This window comes from Streptomyces sp. NPDC001606 (genome assembly GCF_053596835.1).
In genome coordinates this window covers 20,591-36,783 of sequence record NZ_JBSFHC010000015.1, presented here as the reverse complement: position 1 = coordinate 36,783, position 16,193 = coordinate 20,591, and the positions used below count along the sequence as shown (strand labels likewise).

The 16,193-nt window shown below is 70.1% G+C and carries 15 protein-coding genes; 10 read left to right on the top strand and 5 right to left on the bottom strand.

Annotated elements, in window-relative coordinates:
• Nucleotides 1-111: 111 nt before the first annotated feature.
• Together ACWCV9_RS25245 and ACWCV9_RS25240 are read right to left on the bottom strand one after the other, a co-directional pair.
• The gene (locus ACWCV9_RS25245) at nucleotides 112-933 is read right to left on the bottom strand and encodes a DUF317 domain-containing protein (protein WP_450789766.1); all 822 of its coding nucleotides are present in this window, start codon (nucleotides 931-933) and stop codon (nucleotides 112-114) included.
• 167 nt (nucleotides 934-1,100) lie between these two features.
• A complete protein-coding gene (locus ACWCV9_RS25240) occupies nucleotides 1,101-1,454 on the bottom strand; it encodes a DUF317 domain-containing protein (RefSeq protein WP_381078088.1) in 354 nt (117 codons plus the stop codon).
• A 192-nt stretch (nucleotides 1,455-1,646) separates the two neighbouring features.
• On the opposite strand from ACWCV9_RS25240, the gene ACWCV9_RS25235 reads away from it, so the two are divergent.
• The gene (locus ACWCV9_RS25235) at nucleotides 1,647-2,351 is read left to right on the top strand and encodes a nucleotidyltransferase domain-containing protein (protein ID WP_450184405.1); all 705 of its coding nucleotides are present in this window, start codon (nucleotides 1,647-1,649) and stop codon (nucleotides 2,349-2,351) included.
• Nucleotides 2,352-2,399: 48 nt separating this feature from the next.
• On the opposite strand, the gene ACWCV9_RS25230 is transcribed toward ACWCV9_RS25235, so the two are convergent.
• A complete protein-coding gene (locus tag ACWCV9_RS25230; RefSeq protein WP_450789764.1) occupies nucleotides 2,400-3,353 on the bottom strand; it encodes an FAD-dependent oxidoreductase in 954 nt (317 codons plus the stop codon).
• Between the two features lie 10 nt (nucleotides 3,354-3,363).
• Complete coding sequence (locus ACWCV9_RS25225) at nucleotides 3,364-4,809, bottom strand: carph-isopro domain-containing protein (protein WP_450789762.1); 1,446 nt, start codon at nucleotides 4,807-4,809, stop codon at nucleotides 3,364-3,366.
• Between the two features lie 205 nt (nucleotides 4,810-5,014).
• On the opposite strand from ACWCV9_RS25225, the gene ACWCV9_RS25220 reads away from it, so the two are divergent.
• From ACWCV9_RS25220 to ACWCV9_RS25180, 9 genes are read left to right on the top strand one after another with little or no spacing between them, the layout of a single operon-like run.
• On the top strand, nucleotides 5,015-5,539 hold the full coding sequence (locus ACWCV9_RS25220) for an ATP-binding protein (protein WP_450789760.1): 525 nt from the start codon (nucleotides 5,015-5,017) through the stop codon (nucleotides 5,537-5,539).
• Between the two features lie 44 nt (nucleotides 5,540-5,583).
• Nucleotides 5,584-6,894, top strand: coding sequence for a glycosyltransferase family 4 protein (locus tag ACWCV9_RS25215; RefSeq protein ID WP_450790022.1), 1,311 nt, complete (start codon nucleotides 5,584-5,586; stop codon nucleotides 6,892-6,894).
• Complete coding sequence (locus tag ACWCV9_RS25210) at nucleotides 6,891-7,889, top strand: D-2-hydroxyacid dehydrogenase (RefSeq protein WP_450789758.1); 999 nt, start codon at nucleotides 6,891-6,893, stop codon at nucleotides 7,887-7,889. The genes ACWCV9_RS25215 and ACWCV9_RS25210 overlap by 4 nt, the downstream gene beginning before the upstream one ends.
• Nucleotides 7,890-7,892: 3 nt before the next feature.
• Nucleotides 7,893-9,002 (top strand): radical SAM protein, encoded by a 1,110-nt coding sequence (locus tag ACWCV9_RS25205; RefSeq protein WP_450336217.1) that lies wholly within the window; start codon nucleotides 7,893-7,895, stop codon nucleotides 9,000-9,002.
• Entirely contained in the window at nucleotides 9,002-10,123 is a 1,122-nt protein-coding gene (locus ACWCV9_RS25200) for a hypothetical protein (protein ID WP_450789756.1), read from the top strand. The genes ACWCV9_RS25205 and ACWCV9_RS25200 overlap by 1 nt, the downstream gene beginning before the upstream one ends.
• 17 nt (nucleotides 10,124-10,140) lie before the next feature.
• A complete protein-coding gene (locus ACWCV9_RS25195; protein ID WP_450789754.1) occupies nucleotides 10,141-10,932 on the top strand; it encodes a radical SAM protein in 792 nt (263 codons plus the stop codon).
• A 17-nt stretch (nucleotides 10,933-10,949) separates the two neighbouring features.
• A complete protein-coding gene (locus ACWCV9_RS25190; RefSeq protein ID WP_450789752.1) occupies nucleotides 10,950-12,665 on the top strand; it encodes a carbamoyltransferase C-terminal domain-containing protein in 1,716 nt (571 codons plus the stop codon).
• A gap of 5 nt (nucleotides 12,666-12,670) precedes the next feature.
• Nucleotides 12,671-13,285 carry an HD domain-containing protein gene (locus ACWCV9_RS25185; RefSeq protein ID WP_450789750.1) on the top strand — a complete coding sequence of 205 codons (615 nt, stop codon included), beginning with the start codon at nucleotides 12,671-12,673 and terminating at the stop codon, nucleotides 13,283-13,285.
• Nucleotides 13,282-14,268: a glycosyltransferase gene (locus tag ACWCV9_RS25180; protein WP_450789748.1), complete on the top strand. Its 987-nt coding sequence runs from the start codon at nucleotides 13,282-13,284 to the stop codon at nucleotides 14,266-14,268. The genes ACWCV9_RS25185 and ACWCV9_RS25180 overlap by 4 nt, the downstream gene beginning before the upstream one ends.
• 7 nt (nucleotides 14,269-14,275) lie before the next feature.
• On the opposite strand, the gene gltX is transcribed toward ACWCV9_RS25180, so the two are convergent.
• Complete coding sequence (gltX, locus tag ACWCV9_RS25175) at nucleotides 14,276-15,649, bottom strand: glutamate--tRNA ligase (RefSeq protein ID WP_450790020.1); 1,374 nt, start codon at nucleotides 15,647-15,649, stop codon at nucleotides 14,276-14,278.
• Between the last annotated feature and the right edge of the window lie 544 nt (nucleotides 15,650-16,193).

The following is a 16,193-nucleotide window of genomic DNA, read 5'->3' as shown; positions in this document are numbered from 1 at the left end:
GCCGGCATCTGGCACAGAGGCGTGTGCGTTCCAGGCGATAACCGGTAGCAAGCAGCACGAAGCCGGGCTTCTCCCCGAGGGGAGGCCCGGCTTCCATGCGTTGGATGGCCCTCAGCTGGCTGGAGCGCGCAGGAGCCGGTCGCGTGTGCTCTCCGGCAGCACCCGGCGCAGGACCGGCGCGCTGGAGCTGAGGGAGTCAGCGAAGGCGGCGACGAGGTCGTGCGGCACGCTGCTGCTGAACGACGCGGCCCACAGGTAGCCGCCGCCGAGCACCGGCTCGGCCCACGCCTGCCACCCGGCCAGAGCCGCCTCATCCGCCTCAGCCACGAGCGCGAGCGGGTCGCCATCCTGGATGAGGGGCGGCACCTCACCGAGGCGGATGTGGGAGGCGAACGTCGGATCCAGCGCGCCCAACCCGGGCTGGTCGACGTCGCGCAGCCACCCGCGCGCCGTTACCGCGTCGAGGACCAGCTCGGGGCCACCGCACGGCAGGGCGGGCTGATCTCGGGCGTCGAGCGCGGCAAGGAAGCCGGCGAGGATCTCCCCCGGGACATCGGGGGTGAAGTAGGCCGACCAGTGGGCGAGCGGACTGCTCGGGTCCGTACGAGCGGACACTTGCCAGGCGATCGGCAGGTTCCCCAGGTGGAACGGCTCGTCCGGCAGGACCCACTGCGCCCACCGCAGGGAGTCGGGGCCGATGTGCAGGACGGTGCTGCGCAGGACCTGCCGGTCCTCCGGCGCCTCGTCAGGCTCCTGGCGCCCGCGGACGAGCGTCAAGCTAGTCCAACCCAGGTTGGCGAGCGTGTCGGCGACTGCGTCGTAGAGGCGTCCGTCGTCACCGGCCAGGTGCCGGGGACCGACCCAGTACGCGGACGGGGCGCAGGCCGGAGCGGGTGGATCGATCGGGAAATCGGGATGCAGGTGCGCCTCCAAGGGGCTGGGGGGCTGGGGCTTGATGCCGCCAGCGGTGCGTGCAACTGGATGGACGTGCCGGACTGGCCTTCCGGCGACCTCGGGTGGCAGATGCGGGGCTACCCCGTCTCGCCCTCACCAGGCAGACGACAGGTTCCCCCAGGGCCGCCGACTCGAGCCTCTGGCTGTCACACCCGCTGGGAGGTCTCCAGCACGCACGCGACTGCCGCAGCGACGACGTCCGCTGGCGTCTCGGTGTCGAAGGACATCTGGTAGCCGCGCACCTTGGCCGTACCGGTGACGGCGATCTTCCACCCCTCGCCGTCGGTACCAGGGCGGCCGGACGGAAACCATCCGAGATAGAAGGATCCATCCTTCGAGTTGACGTGTACGTCCGCGCGGTCGTCGACGACCAGGTGGAAGTCGTCGGCGGAGAACTGATCCATCACGAGCGTGGCCTGGCCCGGTCCGAGCAGCCACTCACGCAGCCGCAGGGCCTCGACGCTGGTGGAGAATCCGGGGCCCTGGGGTGCCGCAGTCACGGGCAATCACCTCTTTGACCTGGTGTTTTTGCGAGAAGGTCGTCCAGGTTCACATGCCCTTGCGGCGCTGACCAGTCATTCGTGGATCTTTGTTGTCTGCCCCCGGCGAACTGAGACGCAGAGCGCGAGACCTCGCTGTCCAGCCGCGGAAAACGGCGTGCGCCCGGTGGGGGCAGTGCTGATAGTTGCCGCATGGATGCGATCGAGGCCGCACGCGCCGTCGTAGATGAACAGCACCCCGAAGCGCGCGCCGCGTTCCTGGGCGGCAGCGTCGTGACAGGTGGCCGCACGGCCACGTCGGACCTCGACGTCGTGGTCCTGCTCCACGGAGCCCCAGCCCCCTACCGGGCGAGCCTCCAGTACGCCGGCTGGCCGGTGGAGATGTTCGTTCACACCGAGACGACGTGGCACGCCTACGTCGAACGGGAGCTGCGCAAGCGCCGGTCACCGCTGCTGTGGATGTGTGCCGACGGACTGCTGCTCTTCGACACCGATGGACTCGGAGCCCACCTCGCCGCACAGGCCCGGAAGCTGACCACCGCCGGACCGCCCCCGGTGTCGACGGAAGAGATCGAGGACCGCCGCTACGCGATCACCGACCTCCTCGACGACCTCGCGGGAAGCAACGACCAGAGCGAGCGTCTCTTCATCGCGACCGAACTGGTCCGACGCACCGGTGAGCTGGCACTGGCCGTTGCCGGTTCGTGGGGTGGCGGGGGGAAGTGGCTGGCACGCCGCCTTGAGACAACCGCGCCAGGGCTCAGCACACGCCTCCACCACGGCCTACAGGAGGCACTGGGCGGGCGAGTCGAGACCCTCGTGGCCGTCGTGGACGAGGTGCTCGGACAGACCGGTGGCCGGTTGTGGGTCGGCTACAAGCGTGTCGGGGCGCCCTGAGCGATCCCGCGCTGCGGACGTCGCAACGTCTGTTCTTCCACGTGCAGATCACTTGACGGAGAGCAACGCCCGAGCCTCATCGGCGCACCCCCACGACAGCGTGACGCCAGCACCTCCGTGGCCGTAGTTGTGCACGACCACGGTGCCGTCCTCCCCCACCTCTTCCTCCACACGGACCGTGACGCGGGTCGGTCGAGCGCCGACCCGGTGCTCCAGGACACGGGCCTCGGCGAGGCGGGGCTCAACCTCGGCGCAGCGGGCGAGGATGCCGGCCGCAGCCTTGTCGTCGGGGGCCAGATCGCCTTCGCCGTCGATCGCTGTGCCGCCCAGGACCACGGTGTCGCCGTGGGGGTAGAAGCACAGGAGGTCCGGGGAGAGGCCGGTGTCCTCGGAGAAGAACTCGGTCAGCCCGGGGTTGGTGACGACGACGTGCTGACCGCGGATGGGCCGGAGGTCGGGGTCCGGAACCAGGTCGCGCGACCCGAGGCCCGCGCAGTTGACCATCGCCGAAGCCGGACCGGCGTCCGAGAGCGAGGTCAGCCGTCGCTGCTCGACCACACCGCCGGCATCGCGGAGCCGGCGCAGGAGGTAGTCGAGGTAGGTGGGCATGTCGATCAGTGGCACGGTGAACCGGTAGCCCGCCGTGAACCCGGCCGGGAGTTCGGCCCGCTCGCACGGTCGGAAACCAGGCAAAGTGGTGGCCCAGTCTGGCGCGGCTTCGGCCGTGCGGGATGCTTCGATGCCACTGGTGAGCCGGACGCCCGTCGCCGGGTCCTGGGCCAGCTCCCGGAAGATCTCCAGGGACCGTTGTCCCCACTGGTCGACCTTGTCCTTCGGTTCGACCAGGTAAGGCCCCCACATCGCCCCGGCCGCCAGCGATGTGACCCCCGGCACCTGCTCGGCGATCACGTGCACCGAAGCCCCGGCCTCGGCGAGAACGACGGCCGTGGTGAGTCCAGCCACCCCAGCCCCGACAACGACAACGCGCTCCCCTGCGGTCATGAACCTGACCCTAACGGCCGGGTTGCGTCGATGGGGCGTGTTGGGCGAGGGCGTCCTCCAGAGCTGGCAGGAAGCCACGCACGTGAGGGTTGCGCTGTCGGCGACGGAGGTCGGCGGCAAGCTGGTGGAGCAGCGCCGCGCTGCGAGGCGAGCGGACGACATCGAGGCGGTCGGCGGCGATCTGGCCGATCTCGCAGGCTGCCTCCAGGTCTCCATGCGCGCTGTGTCCCAGGGCCAGCCAGGCTCCCTCGAACATAGCTCGGCGCTGGCTTGGGTCGCCGCGCGGGACGTCGTACGCCCCGGATCTGAGCATCTCGGTCCCTTGGGCGAGGAAGCGGCGGCTCTTCTTTCCGCTCTCCGCCTTCTGCTGTGCACGACCCATCTGGATGAGGCCGTAACCGGCCTGGCAGTCCAGGTGGTTGTCGGTGAGGAAGTACATCCAGCGGGGCTCTTCTTGGCGGCCGTCCCGGCTTGCGATCAGTTCGCGGGCAGTGCCACGAGTGTGGGCGAAGTCGTTGTCACGGCCGGCGGCGGCGTACGCGTAGGCGAGCCGGGACAGGACGGACGCCCGGACGGCCAGCGGGGCGGCGTCACTCGCACGGCGGGCGGCCTCTCCGAGGGCGATGGCGTCCGCGGGGTGTCCTCGATTCGCCGCCTGGAAGGACAGGTCGCCCAGGATGTGGGCGCACAGGGGAAGATCATTGACCTGATGGGCGGCCCGGAGCGCCGTGACGAAGTAGCGCTGCGCCAGTCCGTGGTCGGCCGCGTCGAAGGCCATCCAGCCGGCCAGCTGACCGATCTCTGCGAGCGCGCGGATCAGACGGCTCGCGACAGCCGGAGGGTGGCCGCCTTCGCGAATCAGCAGCCCGACAGCCCGGAACTGGGCTCCAACGTAGGGCAGATGACGTGCCCCTCCGTGCTCGTCATCGAGCAACTGGAGCATTGGAAGGTGCTGCTCGACTTGGTCCACGAGCGGATCGGTGCCGAGCGACGACGTCATTCGAGGCGTGTACTGGCCGCGTCCCGCGGTGCCGTCAAGGTACTGGGCGACGATCGCGAGGAGTCCCGCGCCCGAGATCGCGAGGAACCGGCGACGGTCGACGAGCCCTCCCATCACCCAGTCCTCCACGATCGCCTCCATGCCCTGCGCGGTCCAAGGCCGCGCGAGATCCGTGTCCGCAGGGACCAGCGCTGACGAGTCGCCCACACGGCCCTGCCACAGTTCGGCCACCGAGACATTCCTACCCAGCTCCTGGGAGAGCACGTAGGCGGCCATCATCGGCAATGGCGAACGCGGCAGGGAGCCGGCGTCCCGCCAGTGGTACGGCGCCGACTCGGCCACCGTCCCCGCGCCGAAGACCCGGTTGAGCTTGCGAGCGAGCGCCTTCGGGCTCCACCCGAGTTCGTCGAGGCACCCCGCCAGTACGACGTTGGGCTCGCCTGTCTGCGGCGCCACGTGCGACCACCCTTCGCTCCAGTGGTTCGTCCCATCACTTCGCGAGCCCCCATGGTGATGCCCCTGGACGGACGATTCACCACCGCCGCATGGAAGTTGACCGAGTTGACCCACTGATCGGGTCCTGCCTGACCGTCCCCCTCCTGTGTTCTTGGATCCCGGCGGAGGCGCCCGTCTTCCGAGCCGACGGAGAAAGAGGTGGGCCTTGAGGCAGCACACAAGCATCTCCCCAGGCCGACCGGGCGATGTGCTGGACGGTGACGCCGGACGACCAACCTCCGCCCCCGGAAGCGGGCTCGTCGCTGGCGACGGCACGACCACCCTGATCACGGATCTGCCGTACGGACCGGAAGCGGCCGAGGTCGCCCGGGGCGCCGTGACGCTGGCGCTGCGTGGCACTGAGACGGACGTACTTGCTGACGCCCGCCTGATCGGGTCGGAGCTCGCGACGAACGCCTTCGTCTCGGGCAGTCCTCCGTTGGTTCTGTGCGTCGACCGCAGGAGTCTGGCCGGCGGCGGCCTGGAGGTCGAGATCACCGTCACCGACGGCGGCTGTTCCCGCCCGGCACCCGCTTCTCCTACCGCTCCCGACGAGCAGGCCGAATCAGGACGGGGACTGGTCATCGTCGATGCCTTGGCCGATGCCTGGTCGCTGACGACTGGCACCAGCGGCTCTCGTGCCTGGTGCCGACTCGCCCACAGGCCGTGCTCCTCGTCCGCCGGCGCCTGATGTCCACGCCTGCCCAAACCCGTCCTCCAAGGAGGCACCACACAGTGCGCATCGACCATGCGTCTTCCCCACCCTCACTCACGGCTGTGCCGGAGGCCGCTCGTCAGCCCAGGGTCGTCGTCGCTCTCCACGAGGGCTTCTACGGCGCGGAGTCGGGCACCGGCTTCAGCAACCGCGCCTTCCTCACGGCACTGGCCCGGCTCCTGCCGACAGGCCGCCTCTCAGTGATCACCCCGCACGTGCCCGAGACCGCGGGGGCGCACAATCAGCGGTGGGCCCGCGAGGTGCGGCAGATGCTGCGGCAGGCCGCGGCCGAGGTCATCACAATCCCGAAGGTCAACGCGCCGCCGGACTCGGTCCGCGGCTCGATTCAGCTGTGCGACCTGGCGGGCGAGGCGGCCATACGCATCGCCGCGCGAGCGAGCCGGTGCCTCCTCGTCGGCCTCGACATCCCGTTCCTCGGGCTCGCGCCCTACACGTCGCCGACCACGGACCTGCTGCTCGTGCCCCGCTCCACGACCGCGCTGACGCGGCCCAAGGATGTCTCCCGCGTCCGCTGGGAGCGGGACGCCCTGCGAGCGGCGACGCTCCGAGGTGCGCGCGTCGGGGCTATCTCCTCCCACATGCGAGGCCACCTCGTCGTCAACTACGCCGTCCCTCGGTCGAGCATCGTGAGCATCCCGAACGGGCTGATCCGTGAGGAGATGGTCAGGTCGGCCACGGCTCTGCCGCTGCCTTTCAAGGCCCGCGCCGGATTCCTTCTCGCCATGGGCCGCGCAGTCCCGACGAAAGGTTTCGAAGACCTCCTGGAGGCGTTGCGCCTGCTGAAGGAACGCGGTGTCCCCGTTCCTCACCTGCTGCTGGCTGCCGTGACCTCGGAGGAACCCAAGCACCTCTCCTCGTACCAGCAGGACCTGGCGGCAGACATCCGCGCGCACGATCTGGACGCGACTCTGATCACTCGCTTCACCCCCGCGATCCGTGCCTGGCTGCACAGCCCGGCCCTGCGCGCGGTCATCGTTCCCTCTCGCGAGGAGCCCTTTGGCCGGATACCTCTGGAGGCGTTCGCAGCCGGTGCGGGCCCGGTGGTCGCGACCACGGCCGGCGGCCTGGCTCAGACCGTCATCGAGGGCGAGACCGGCTTCACGGCCGCACCGCAGGACCCCAGGTCCCTGGCATCCGCCCTGCACCGGGCCCGGAACGTCCTGCCTCGAGAACGCGATCGGCTCCGGAGCGCCGGGGCGGCCCTGGTGCGCTCCCGCCATGACTACGAGGCCAGCGTCGGTTCCGTCATGGACCGCATCGCCCCTTGGGCGCTGACGCGGTCAGCCACCGCAGAGGGCCGCGCGCGATGAACCAGCCGGTGGTGCTGATCAGCCTGGAGTCCCCGCACTCCTTCTGGCGACTGTCCTCCGAGCACGAGCGTGCGCTGTCCGCCTCCTTCCCCGGCATCGAGTTCCGCAGGGCGACCGAGGAGGCCGTGCCGCACCAGCTGGCCGACGCACACGTCTACTTCGGGTGGCGATTCGCGCCCTCGTGGCTGTTCGCCGCGCCACATCTGAAGTGGATCGCTTCCCCGGCCGCCGGCACGGACCATCTGCCCGTCGCCGAGGCGCACTCCGTCGGGGTAGCGCTGACCCGCTCGTACGGCTTCCACGGCAGCCCCATGGCCGAGCACGCCATGGGCCTGATCCTGGGCTTCTCCCGCGGGCTGTTCATCAGCCAGCGAGTCCAGCGGAACCGCGCCTGGTGGAAGGACGACCTGGCCGAGGAATTCTTCGACCTGGCGGGGGCGACGATGACCATCGTCGGCTGCGGCAGCGTCGGACGCCACCTCGCCCAGGCCGCCCGGGCCTTCGGCATGAACGTCATCGGAGTGCGCCGGACACCACCTGCGGCTTCCGAGGGCGGGATCACGTGGGTGCACACGACGGCGGTGCACCAGGCGGTGTCCGTCGCCGACGTCGTGGTCAATCTGCTGCCCGCGACCCCTGGCACGCACCGCTACTTCGACCACGACCTCTTCTCAGCGTGCAAGCCCCGCTCTCTCTTCCTCAACCTCGGCCGCGCGGCAACCGTCGACCAGCCGGCTCTCCTGGCCTCCCTCGACACCGGCCACCTGCGTGGCGCGGCCCTGGACGTGTTCGACCCGAAACCGCTGCCTGCACGCCATCCGCTTCGGCTCCACCCCCGGGTCGTACTCACCCCGAAAAGCTCGGTGTTCTGCCGCGCGTACATGGACGAGGCGGTGGCGTTCTTCGCCGACAACCTGCACCGCTACCTCTCGGGCCAGCCCCTCAACGGCCTGGCCGAGGCGCCCGCCACCCGCTCTCCGCTCGTAGGAGGCTGACCAATGCCCACCGCAGACCACGACGACCTGGCCGCCGCCTTCGCCGCAGCAGGCCGCAACCACCCCTACCTGGCCTTCACCCTGAACTCGCTGTGCAACCTGGACTGCGTGTTCTGCAAGCCCCGGTGCATGCCGGACTACGGGCACAAGGACCGGCCCCTGACCGCCTCCGACTACGCGGCCATCGCTACCGAGGCCGGGGCTTGGAAGATCAGGAAGGCACACTGCTCCGGCGGTGAACCGACCCTCCGAGCCGACATCCTCGACGTCATCGCGGGCCTCGCCGACGGCCTCGGGCCCGATGCCGCGATCGGCATGACCAGCCACGGCAACCTGCGCCGTGGGCTGAGCGTCGAACAGCTCCACCACGCCGGCCTGACCTACCTCAACCTCAGCCTCCACAGCCTCGACCCGGCGCGGTCCGCCGCGATCATGGGCGGCGGCGACCCGCGCACCACCCGGAGCACCCTCGACGCCGCCCTCTCCCTCGGCCTGCGAGTGAAGATCAACTGCGTTCTTCAGCGCACCTACCTGGACGACGCCTTCGCCGTGGCCGAACTCGCCCGCGACCTGCCCGTCGCCGTCCGCCTGATCGAACTCCAGAACATCGGTCCCGCCCAGGCGCTGTTCGACACCGAGTTCATCACCGAGGCAGAGGTCCGCGACCGCCTCCACGAGTGGTTCGCCAACGCTGGCGAAGTCCCCCGGGACCAGTTGGGCGTCCGCAGCCCCGGGCAGTACCTCCGTCCCGACGGCTGGGCAGGGTCGATCGGCTTCATCTCCAACTCCAGCTGCGCAACCTGCTCCGACGCCAACCGAATCAAGATCACGCCCACCGGAGTGGCGCGACCCTGCATCCTGCACAACCGCGACATCCCCCTGAAGCCCCACCTCGTCGACGGCACACTCGGCAACGCCTTCGCCCACCTCTTCCAGGCCATGCTCGACCGCAACACCAACGACGCCTGGCAGGGCTTCCACTACGTCGACTACGACCTGCGCTGGGACCGGATGGAGCGCCCCGAAGGCACTCCGGTCCTGCCCCTGCTCCCCGTCCTTCCCACGGGAGCGGCTGGCCCCGCCTGCTCCCGCGCCTCCACCGGGGAGCGGTGATGGTTGTGGTCGACGCGCCGCCGCCTCTCTACCAGGAACTCGGCGCTCTGTACGAACGCGAGCTGGACGCCCACGGCGTCGGGGCCGTGATGCTCACCCACAAGTGGCAGCCGGCCGACCTGCTGGCACCGCACTCCGACATCGACGTACGCGTCCTCCTTCCCCAGGCCCCCGCCGACTGGGAAGAGTGGAACCACCGCCTGGCCGCCGCACACGCCGCCGCGGTCGGCCGGGAGGTATCCCATCGACGTCTTCTGGAGCACCCGCCCGGCTTCGCGTTCACCGTGACCGAGACGGACGAGCGGCTCGTCTCCGCGCCCGAACTCGCGACCTGGTCACTGATCAGCGGCAGCGTGAGGGACTTCCAGCGGTGGAAGTCCCGGGCCCAGATGGCGCCCTGGTGCGCGGTGGACGAGCGGTTCTACCGGGGGATCCTCCAGGCCCGGATGGGCGGCCGATACCAGCTGGCTGCGGACAGCACGGACAACGTGGCCAAGGACGTCGCCGCTTACCGGCGCCACTGCGTGGCGTGGCACTACCTCGCTCCGTGCTGGTTCGCCGCCGCGGCACTGGCGACCCGGACCCGCTGCCCCGGAAAGACGGCGGCCCTCACCCAGTGGCGGCCGGAGGGACTGGACGGATACGCCGAGCTGTTCCTCCGGCAGTCGGAGCACCATGCCGTTGCCCGCCCGCGGAGTCCGCGCCACCTGCTCCGCGCGGCCCATGTCGCCCTGGAGGCGGCCATGCGCCGCGTTCCTGGCAGGGACCGCCCCGACGGCCAGGGGCATGAGCACGCTCGTACTGACTGGGTGATGACGGCCGGCATGCTCCGTGTACGTGTCGCCCGCTGGCTGTACTACCTCGATCCGCCGCCCGGCGTGGCGACCGAGTACCTGATCCGGCGGGAGGCGAAGGAACTTCGCTCCGCCACGCAAACGCTGACCGCGCTCGCGGCAGACGAGGCGACTGCGGCCCAGCAGCTGGCCGCCCGGATGGCGGCGCTGATCCCCACTGGACCGACCACCGCCGACACCCTGCGCGCGGCCCTCGCGCGCTGGCACCAGCAGAACACCACCGTCCAGGACTTCCTCAGCTTCACCCCCGACGACGTCCACCTCTGACCCAAGGAGTCTCGCCAATGACCCCGCGTGCGCCGGTGCCCCGCACCCTCAAAACGGCCAAGGTCAAGATCACCACGAAGTGCAACCGGCACTGCGACTTCTGCATCTTCGCCGACGGCGCCCAGGGCGAGAACATGCCCCTGGACCTGTTCTCCACCATTCTGACCCGGCTGGAGACCATCCCCTTCCAACAGCTGCACATCAACGGCGGCGAACCCACCGTGCACCGGGACTTCCCGGCGCTCAGCGACGCCGCCCGCACGCGGCTGCCGGACAAAGTCATGGTCCTGGGCACGAACGCCATCACCCTGGCCCGCAACCAGCCGATCATGGACGCGACCCTCCGCTCCTACGACCAGATACTCATCGGCTGCGACGACGAACACGGGAACTACGACGAGGTGCACGCCGTCGTCCCCCGCCTCCGCGAAGCCGGCAAGACCGTGGTCGTCAACAGCGTCCTGGAAGGCATCAGTTCCACCCGGCTCACGCAGCTCGGGACGCTCTGCGAGAAGTACGGCGCCATCCACGTCACCAACCACGTGCACCACGTCGACGTCGGCCAGCCCGCGAACGAGCTGCGCGGCCTCTGCGACCGCTACCTCGACCAGCACCTGATGATCGAGATGGACGGGTCCTGCTACCGCTGCTTCAACGCCATGGCGAAGGACGACAGCGAGTTCAGCATCTGGGACGAGGACTTCGCGGCCAAGGTGTTCGCGCCGCGCGCGCACCACTTCCGGTTCTGCCTGCGCTGCCACGAGTACACCGACTCCGGCGCCGCACTCGTCCCCGCCCTCACCCTCTGATCGGGAGGTACACCACCATGCCCGCAGTCCTCGGACTGAACTTCCACCACGACACGGCCGCCGCGTTAGTCGTCGACGGCCGCCTCTACGCGGCCGAAGAGGAGCGCTGGAGCGGCGTCAAGCACAACCACCCCACCCGCAAGGGCACGCTCACCGCCCCGACCCGCGCGCTCCAGTGGTGCCTGGAGGCCGCCGGCATCGAACCGAAGGACGTGGACGCCGTCTGGGCCGCCTCCATGCGCCCCAACCCCGCGGCCGGCTGGTGGCTGGCTGAGGAACGGGAGGAACTCGCCGCCCTCCTGCCCGCCCCGCTCGGCGAACACCTCCGTCTCCTGTCCCACCACACGGCCCACGTGCTCTCCGGCTACCTGCTCTCCGGGCACGAGCACGCCGCGGGCCTCGTCATCGACGCCGGCGGCTCCTCACTGGGCTCCGACTTCGGCCCTGGCCGAGAGCGCATCACGGGGTATGACCTGTGGCCTGATCGCATCGATCGCCTCCACCAGGGCATGCCAGCCGTCGTGCCGGGCCCGGTCGGGCCTCGGCGCGTCCACTCCTCCCTCGGGCACTTCTACAGGAACCTCGCCCGGAGGGTGATCCCACCCGGCGACGAGCCCGAGGGCAGCATGATGGCGCTCGCCGCTTTCGGCGATCCCCAGCGCTACGGCGCACACGTCCGCGAACTGGTCCGGCTCGGAGACGAGGGCGAGGTCCGCATCGATCATCCGTGGGGTTCGGCGGACAGCAGCACACCGCTGCTGCTCGATGGCCGGGCCTGGACCGCCGACAACGTCGCGGAACAGCCGGAACACAAGCGTGCCGACCTGGCCGCTGCCGTCCAGGAGATCTTCGCCGAATCGGTCGTCCACGTCGCCCGCCACCTGCAACGACTCACTCGGGCCTCAACGTTGGTGTTCTCCGGCGGATGCGCCCTAAACTCCCACCTCAACGGCCAGCTGGCCGCCAACAGCGGCTTCGACACCCTCTTCGTCGCACCGGCCCCGCACGACGCCGGCACAGCCGTGGGCGCCGCGCTCTACGGCTGGCACTACCAGCTCGGGCAGGAGCGCCTGCCGGTGCCGACCGACGCGGCCTGGGGCCCGAACCCGGGCGCGCTGCCAACGACAACGGCGCCGCCCGGCTACCACGCCTTGCCCCACCTCGGGCTCGGGCTGGCGCCCGCAGTGGCGGCACTGCTCGCCGAGCACCGCATCGTCGGCTGGGTGCAGGGGCAGCTCGAATTCGGGCCGCGTGCCCTCGGCCATCGCTCGATCCTCGCCCACCCCGGTCACGCCACCACGCGGGACCGACTCAACGCGATCAAGAAGCGAGCCGCGTACCGCCCGTTCGCGCCGGCCGTCCTCACCGAGCACGCCACGGAATGGTTCATGTCTGCGGGCGACCCCTTCATGAACCGTGTCGCCACCGTCCGACGGTGCCGAGCCGACCGAGTCGCGGCGGTCACCCACCACGACGGCACCGCCCGCGTCCAGTCCGTCGCCGCCGACCACCAGGGCCTGCGCGATCTCCTTGAGCAGTTCCGCGACCTCACCGGACTGCCGCTGCTGCTGAACACATCCTTCAACCGCAAAGGCACCCCGATCCTACGGACCGCTGAGCAAGCCGTGGCAGCGGCGGTGGACCTACGCCTCGATGCCCTCGCCGTCGGAGACACCCTGCTCCTCGCCGACCACGTCCCCGACCCCCGTGCCACGGCCCTCCGTACGAGGTGAGGCGGATGGACCCCATCGATCTCGACCACGTCCTGACCGTGCTCGGTGCCGCCGCGTGGACCTCGGACGAGCAGTCCCGCGCCCGCGTGGCCGCCGGCCTCACTCTCACGGTCTACGACGGCCACACCCGCGACCAGGGCACCCCATACCTGGAACACCCGCTGGCCGTCGTCAGGCTCTTGCGAACGGAGATCGGCGTCCGGCGCCCTGAGACCCTCCTCCTCGCCCTCCTCCATGACGCCTTGGAGGTGGCCCCTGAGTCGGAAGCACTGCTCGTCCACCACCTCGGCGGCCCGTTCACCGCCCGCCTGCGTGCCATGACGGCCGACCACCGTCTCGAACAGCGCCCCAAGTCCGACGGCGACGAGACCCGCTGGCGCGCCAAGCAAGCCGCGCTCCCGCCCGAGGACCTCCTCGTCCGGCTCGCCGACCGACTGCACAACCTGCGCGACCTCGCCGTGTCCCCGAACCTCGACCGGCGCCGACGGTTCCTCCAGACCCTGGGCGATTTCCACCTCCCCCTCGCCGACGCCGCCCGCGACCTCGGCCCCCATCTGGAGACCATGCACGCGCGCCTGCACGCCGAGTACGTCCACCACATACAGGAGGTACGTCCGTGAAACGGGTCGTCTACTCGATGGAGCCGGTCGGCCGGACCGGCGGCCGGGTCTACCTACGGATGCTCCACGAGGTGACGGCCGACGACGTGGAATGGCACACGGTCCCGGACCACAAGCGGACCTACCGGGTCCGCCGCTGGCGCAAGCTCCGCCACCTCGCCCGCCTGGCACCTTCCATACGGGCGCTGCACGGCACCACCGGCACCTTCGTGTGGGACGACCTCAGCCTGCTGCTGTTCACGCCCGAGATGCGCGCCCGCACGGTGTTCCTCCTGCACCACTACGAGCCGCTCCAACATGACTCCGCCCCCATCGAGGCCATGCTCTGGGAGCGGCTGTTCCGCGTTCTGCCGCAGTGCGCCGCCGTCGTGTGCGTCGCCCCGTACTGGGCCGACCAGCTCCGCGCCCGAGGCGTCCGCAACGTACGGGTGATCTACAACGCCTTCGACATGGCCGAAGTAGAGCAGGCACGCGGTTACGACCGGGCCGAGTGCCGCGCCGAGTTCGGCCTACAACCCGACGTGATCGGCGTCTACGCGGGCAAGGCCGTGCACTGGAAGGGCACCGAGGAGGTCTCCGCAGCACTGGCCGGCGTTCCCGGACTGCGGGTGATCACCAGCGGCAGCAACACCATCGGCCTCGACAGCGCGCACTACGACGTCGAACGCGAGCGGTACCTGCGTCTGCTGCGCGCCTGTGACGTCGGTGTCTTCCTCCCACGGATGCGGGAGGGCTGGAGCCGTTGCGCCGCCGAGGCTTTACTCCTCGGCCTGCCCTGCCTCATCCGCCCGGTGGCCGGCCTGGGCGACCTCGCCGCACTGGCTGGCCAGCCAGCCCCGGACCTCCGCCGCCTCCCGGCACAGGTCCGGCAGCGTGCGGCGACACGGCACACCGAGGCCAAGGCGGGGTACGAGGCCCTGGCCCGGTTCGACCTGACCTACTTCGGCGACGCCTGGGGCAACCTCCTGGCGCAGGTCGCCTGAGCAGCGGCTAAGCCTGCGCGGCCAGCTTCTTGCTGGCGGCGTCCAGACGGGCCAGCACGCGGTCCCGGCCGAGCAGCTCCATGGACTCGAACAGCGGGAGTCCGATCGTCCGGCCGGTGACCGCGACCCGGATGGGCGCCTGGGCCTTGCCCAGCTTCAGCCCGTGCTTCTCGCCGACGGCGAGCAGGACGGCCTTCAGGTCGTCCGCCTTCCACTCCGCGACGCCGGCCAGCTCGGCGCGGGCGTCCGACAGGATGTCGCCAGCGCCTGCCTTCATCGCCTTGTTCCACGACGCCTCGTCCTCGACCGGCTCGTCGAGGAAGAGAAAGTCCACATAGCTGGTGATCTCGGAAAGCAACGCCAGCCGGGTCTGGGCCAGGGAAGCCGCCGCCTCGAAGACGTCCTTGTCGAACGCCTCCGGCCGCCACGGCGCGTACGGGGCAACGAGCCACGGCGCGCAAGCGGCGGCGAACTGCTCCGGCGACAGGGCGCGGATGTACTCGCCGTTGAACGCCGTCAGCTTCTTCACGTCGAAGAAGGCCGGCGCGGTGTTGACGTCCTCGATCCGGAAGAGCTGCTCCAGCTCCTCATACGGCCTGATCTCCCGGTCGTCACCCGGGCCCCAGCCGAGCAACATGAGGTAGTTCACCATCGCCTCGGGCAGGAACCCCTCGGCGAGGTAGTCCTCCAGCGCCACCTTGTCCCGGCGCTTTGACAGCTTCTGCCGCTTCTCGTTCACGATCACCGGCAGGTGCGCCCACACAGGCGGCTTGGCACCGAGCGCCTCCCACAGCAGCTGCTGCTTCGGCGTGTTCGACAGGTGCTCCTCGCCTCGGATGACCTGCGTGATTCCCTCGTCCAGGTCGTCCACGACGTTGGCGATCAGAAAGACCGGGGACCCGTCGCCACGGGCGATCACGAAGTCCTCGATCGCGCTGTTCGGGAACGCCGGCTCCCCGCGGACCAGGTCGACCACGACGGTCTCCCCCTCGTCCGGCGTCCGGAACCGCAGCGCCCGCCCCTCCTCGAAGGCCAGCCCCCGGTCCCGGCAGAACCCGTCGTACCCGAGGTGCTCCGACCCCGTGCGCTCCTTCAGCTGCTCCCGCGTGCAGTCGCAGTAGTACGCCCGGCCGGCCGCGAAGAGCTGCTGAGCCGCTTCCCGGTGCCGGTCGGCGTTGTGCGACTGGAAGTACGGCCCCTCGAAGGCCGGGTCCTCACCATGGATGCCGATCGCCGCGAGCGCGCTGATGATGCCCTCGGTCCACTCCGGCTTGTTCCGGGCTGCGTCGGTGTCCTCGATCCGCAGCACGAACCTGCCGCCGGACTGTCGTGCCACCGCCCAGTTGTAGAGAGCGGACCGTGCACCACCGACATGGAACATGCCGGTCGGGGACGGGGCGAAACGAACGCGAACCGGGGCAGTAGACATGCGCTCCAGGGTACCGACGCGGGACCTACACCCCGGACCACTCGCCCTACCTCCGCACCGACGTTTTTCGGCCGACCCCGTACTCCTCTCGCCCGTCCTCTCCCACTGCAGGTGCGTATCCGTACCTCGGCTGACCGCTCGCCAAGGCTCCAGCCGACCTCGACCGCAGCCACCCGGACACGCTCCACGCCCGCATGCATGTGCGACGCCGCGCCGGATACAAAGCCCCGCGACGCTGCCCTCGCATTCTCGATTGCGGACGCGATCGTGGCGTTCGTATTCTTCCGGGCAACGCGTTGACGGAGACGAGTAGCCAGGGACCACGCGAGCAGAGAGAGCCGCCGGCAGCTGGGAAGGCGGTCTCGCGCCCCGAGGCGAAGACCCTCCCGAGCGCGGGGAGGAACGGCCCCTCTTATGGCCCAATGCCCCGCCGGCCGGCCCCCGTCACCGGACCAGAACGAGGCCGCCACCTGGTGGCGGTGAAAGTGCGGTGGTA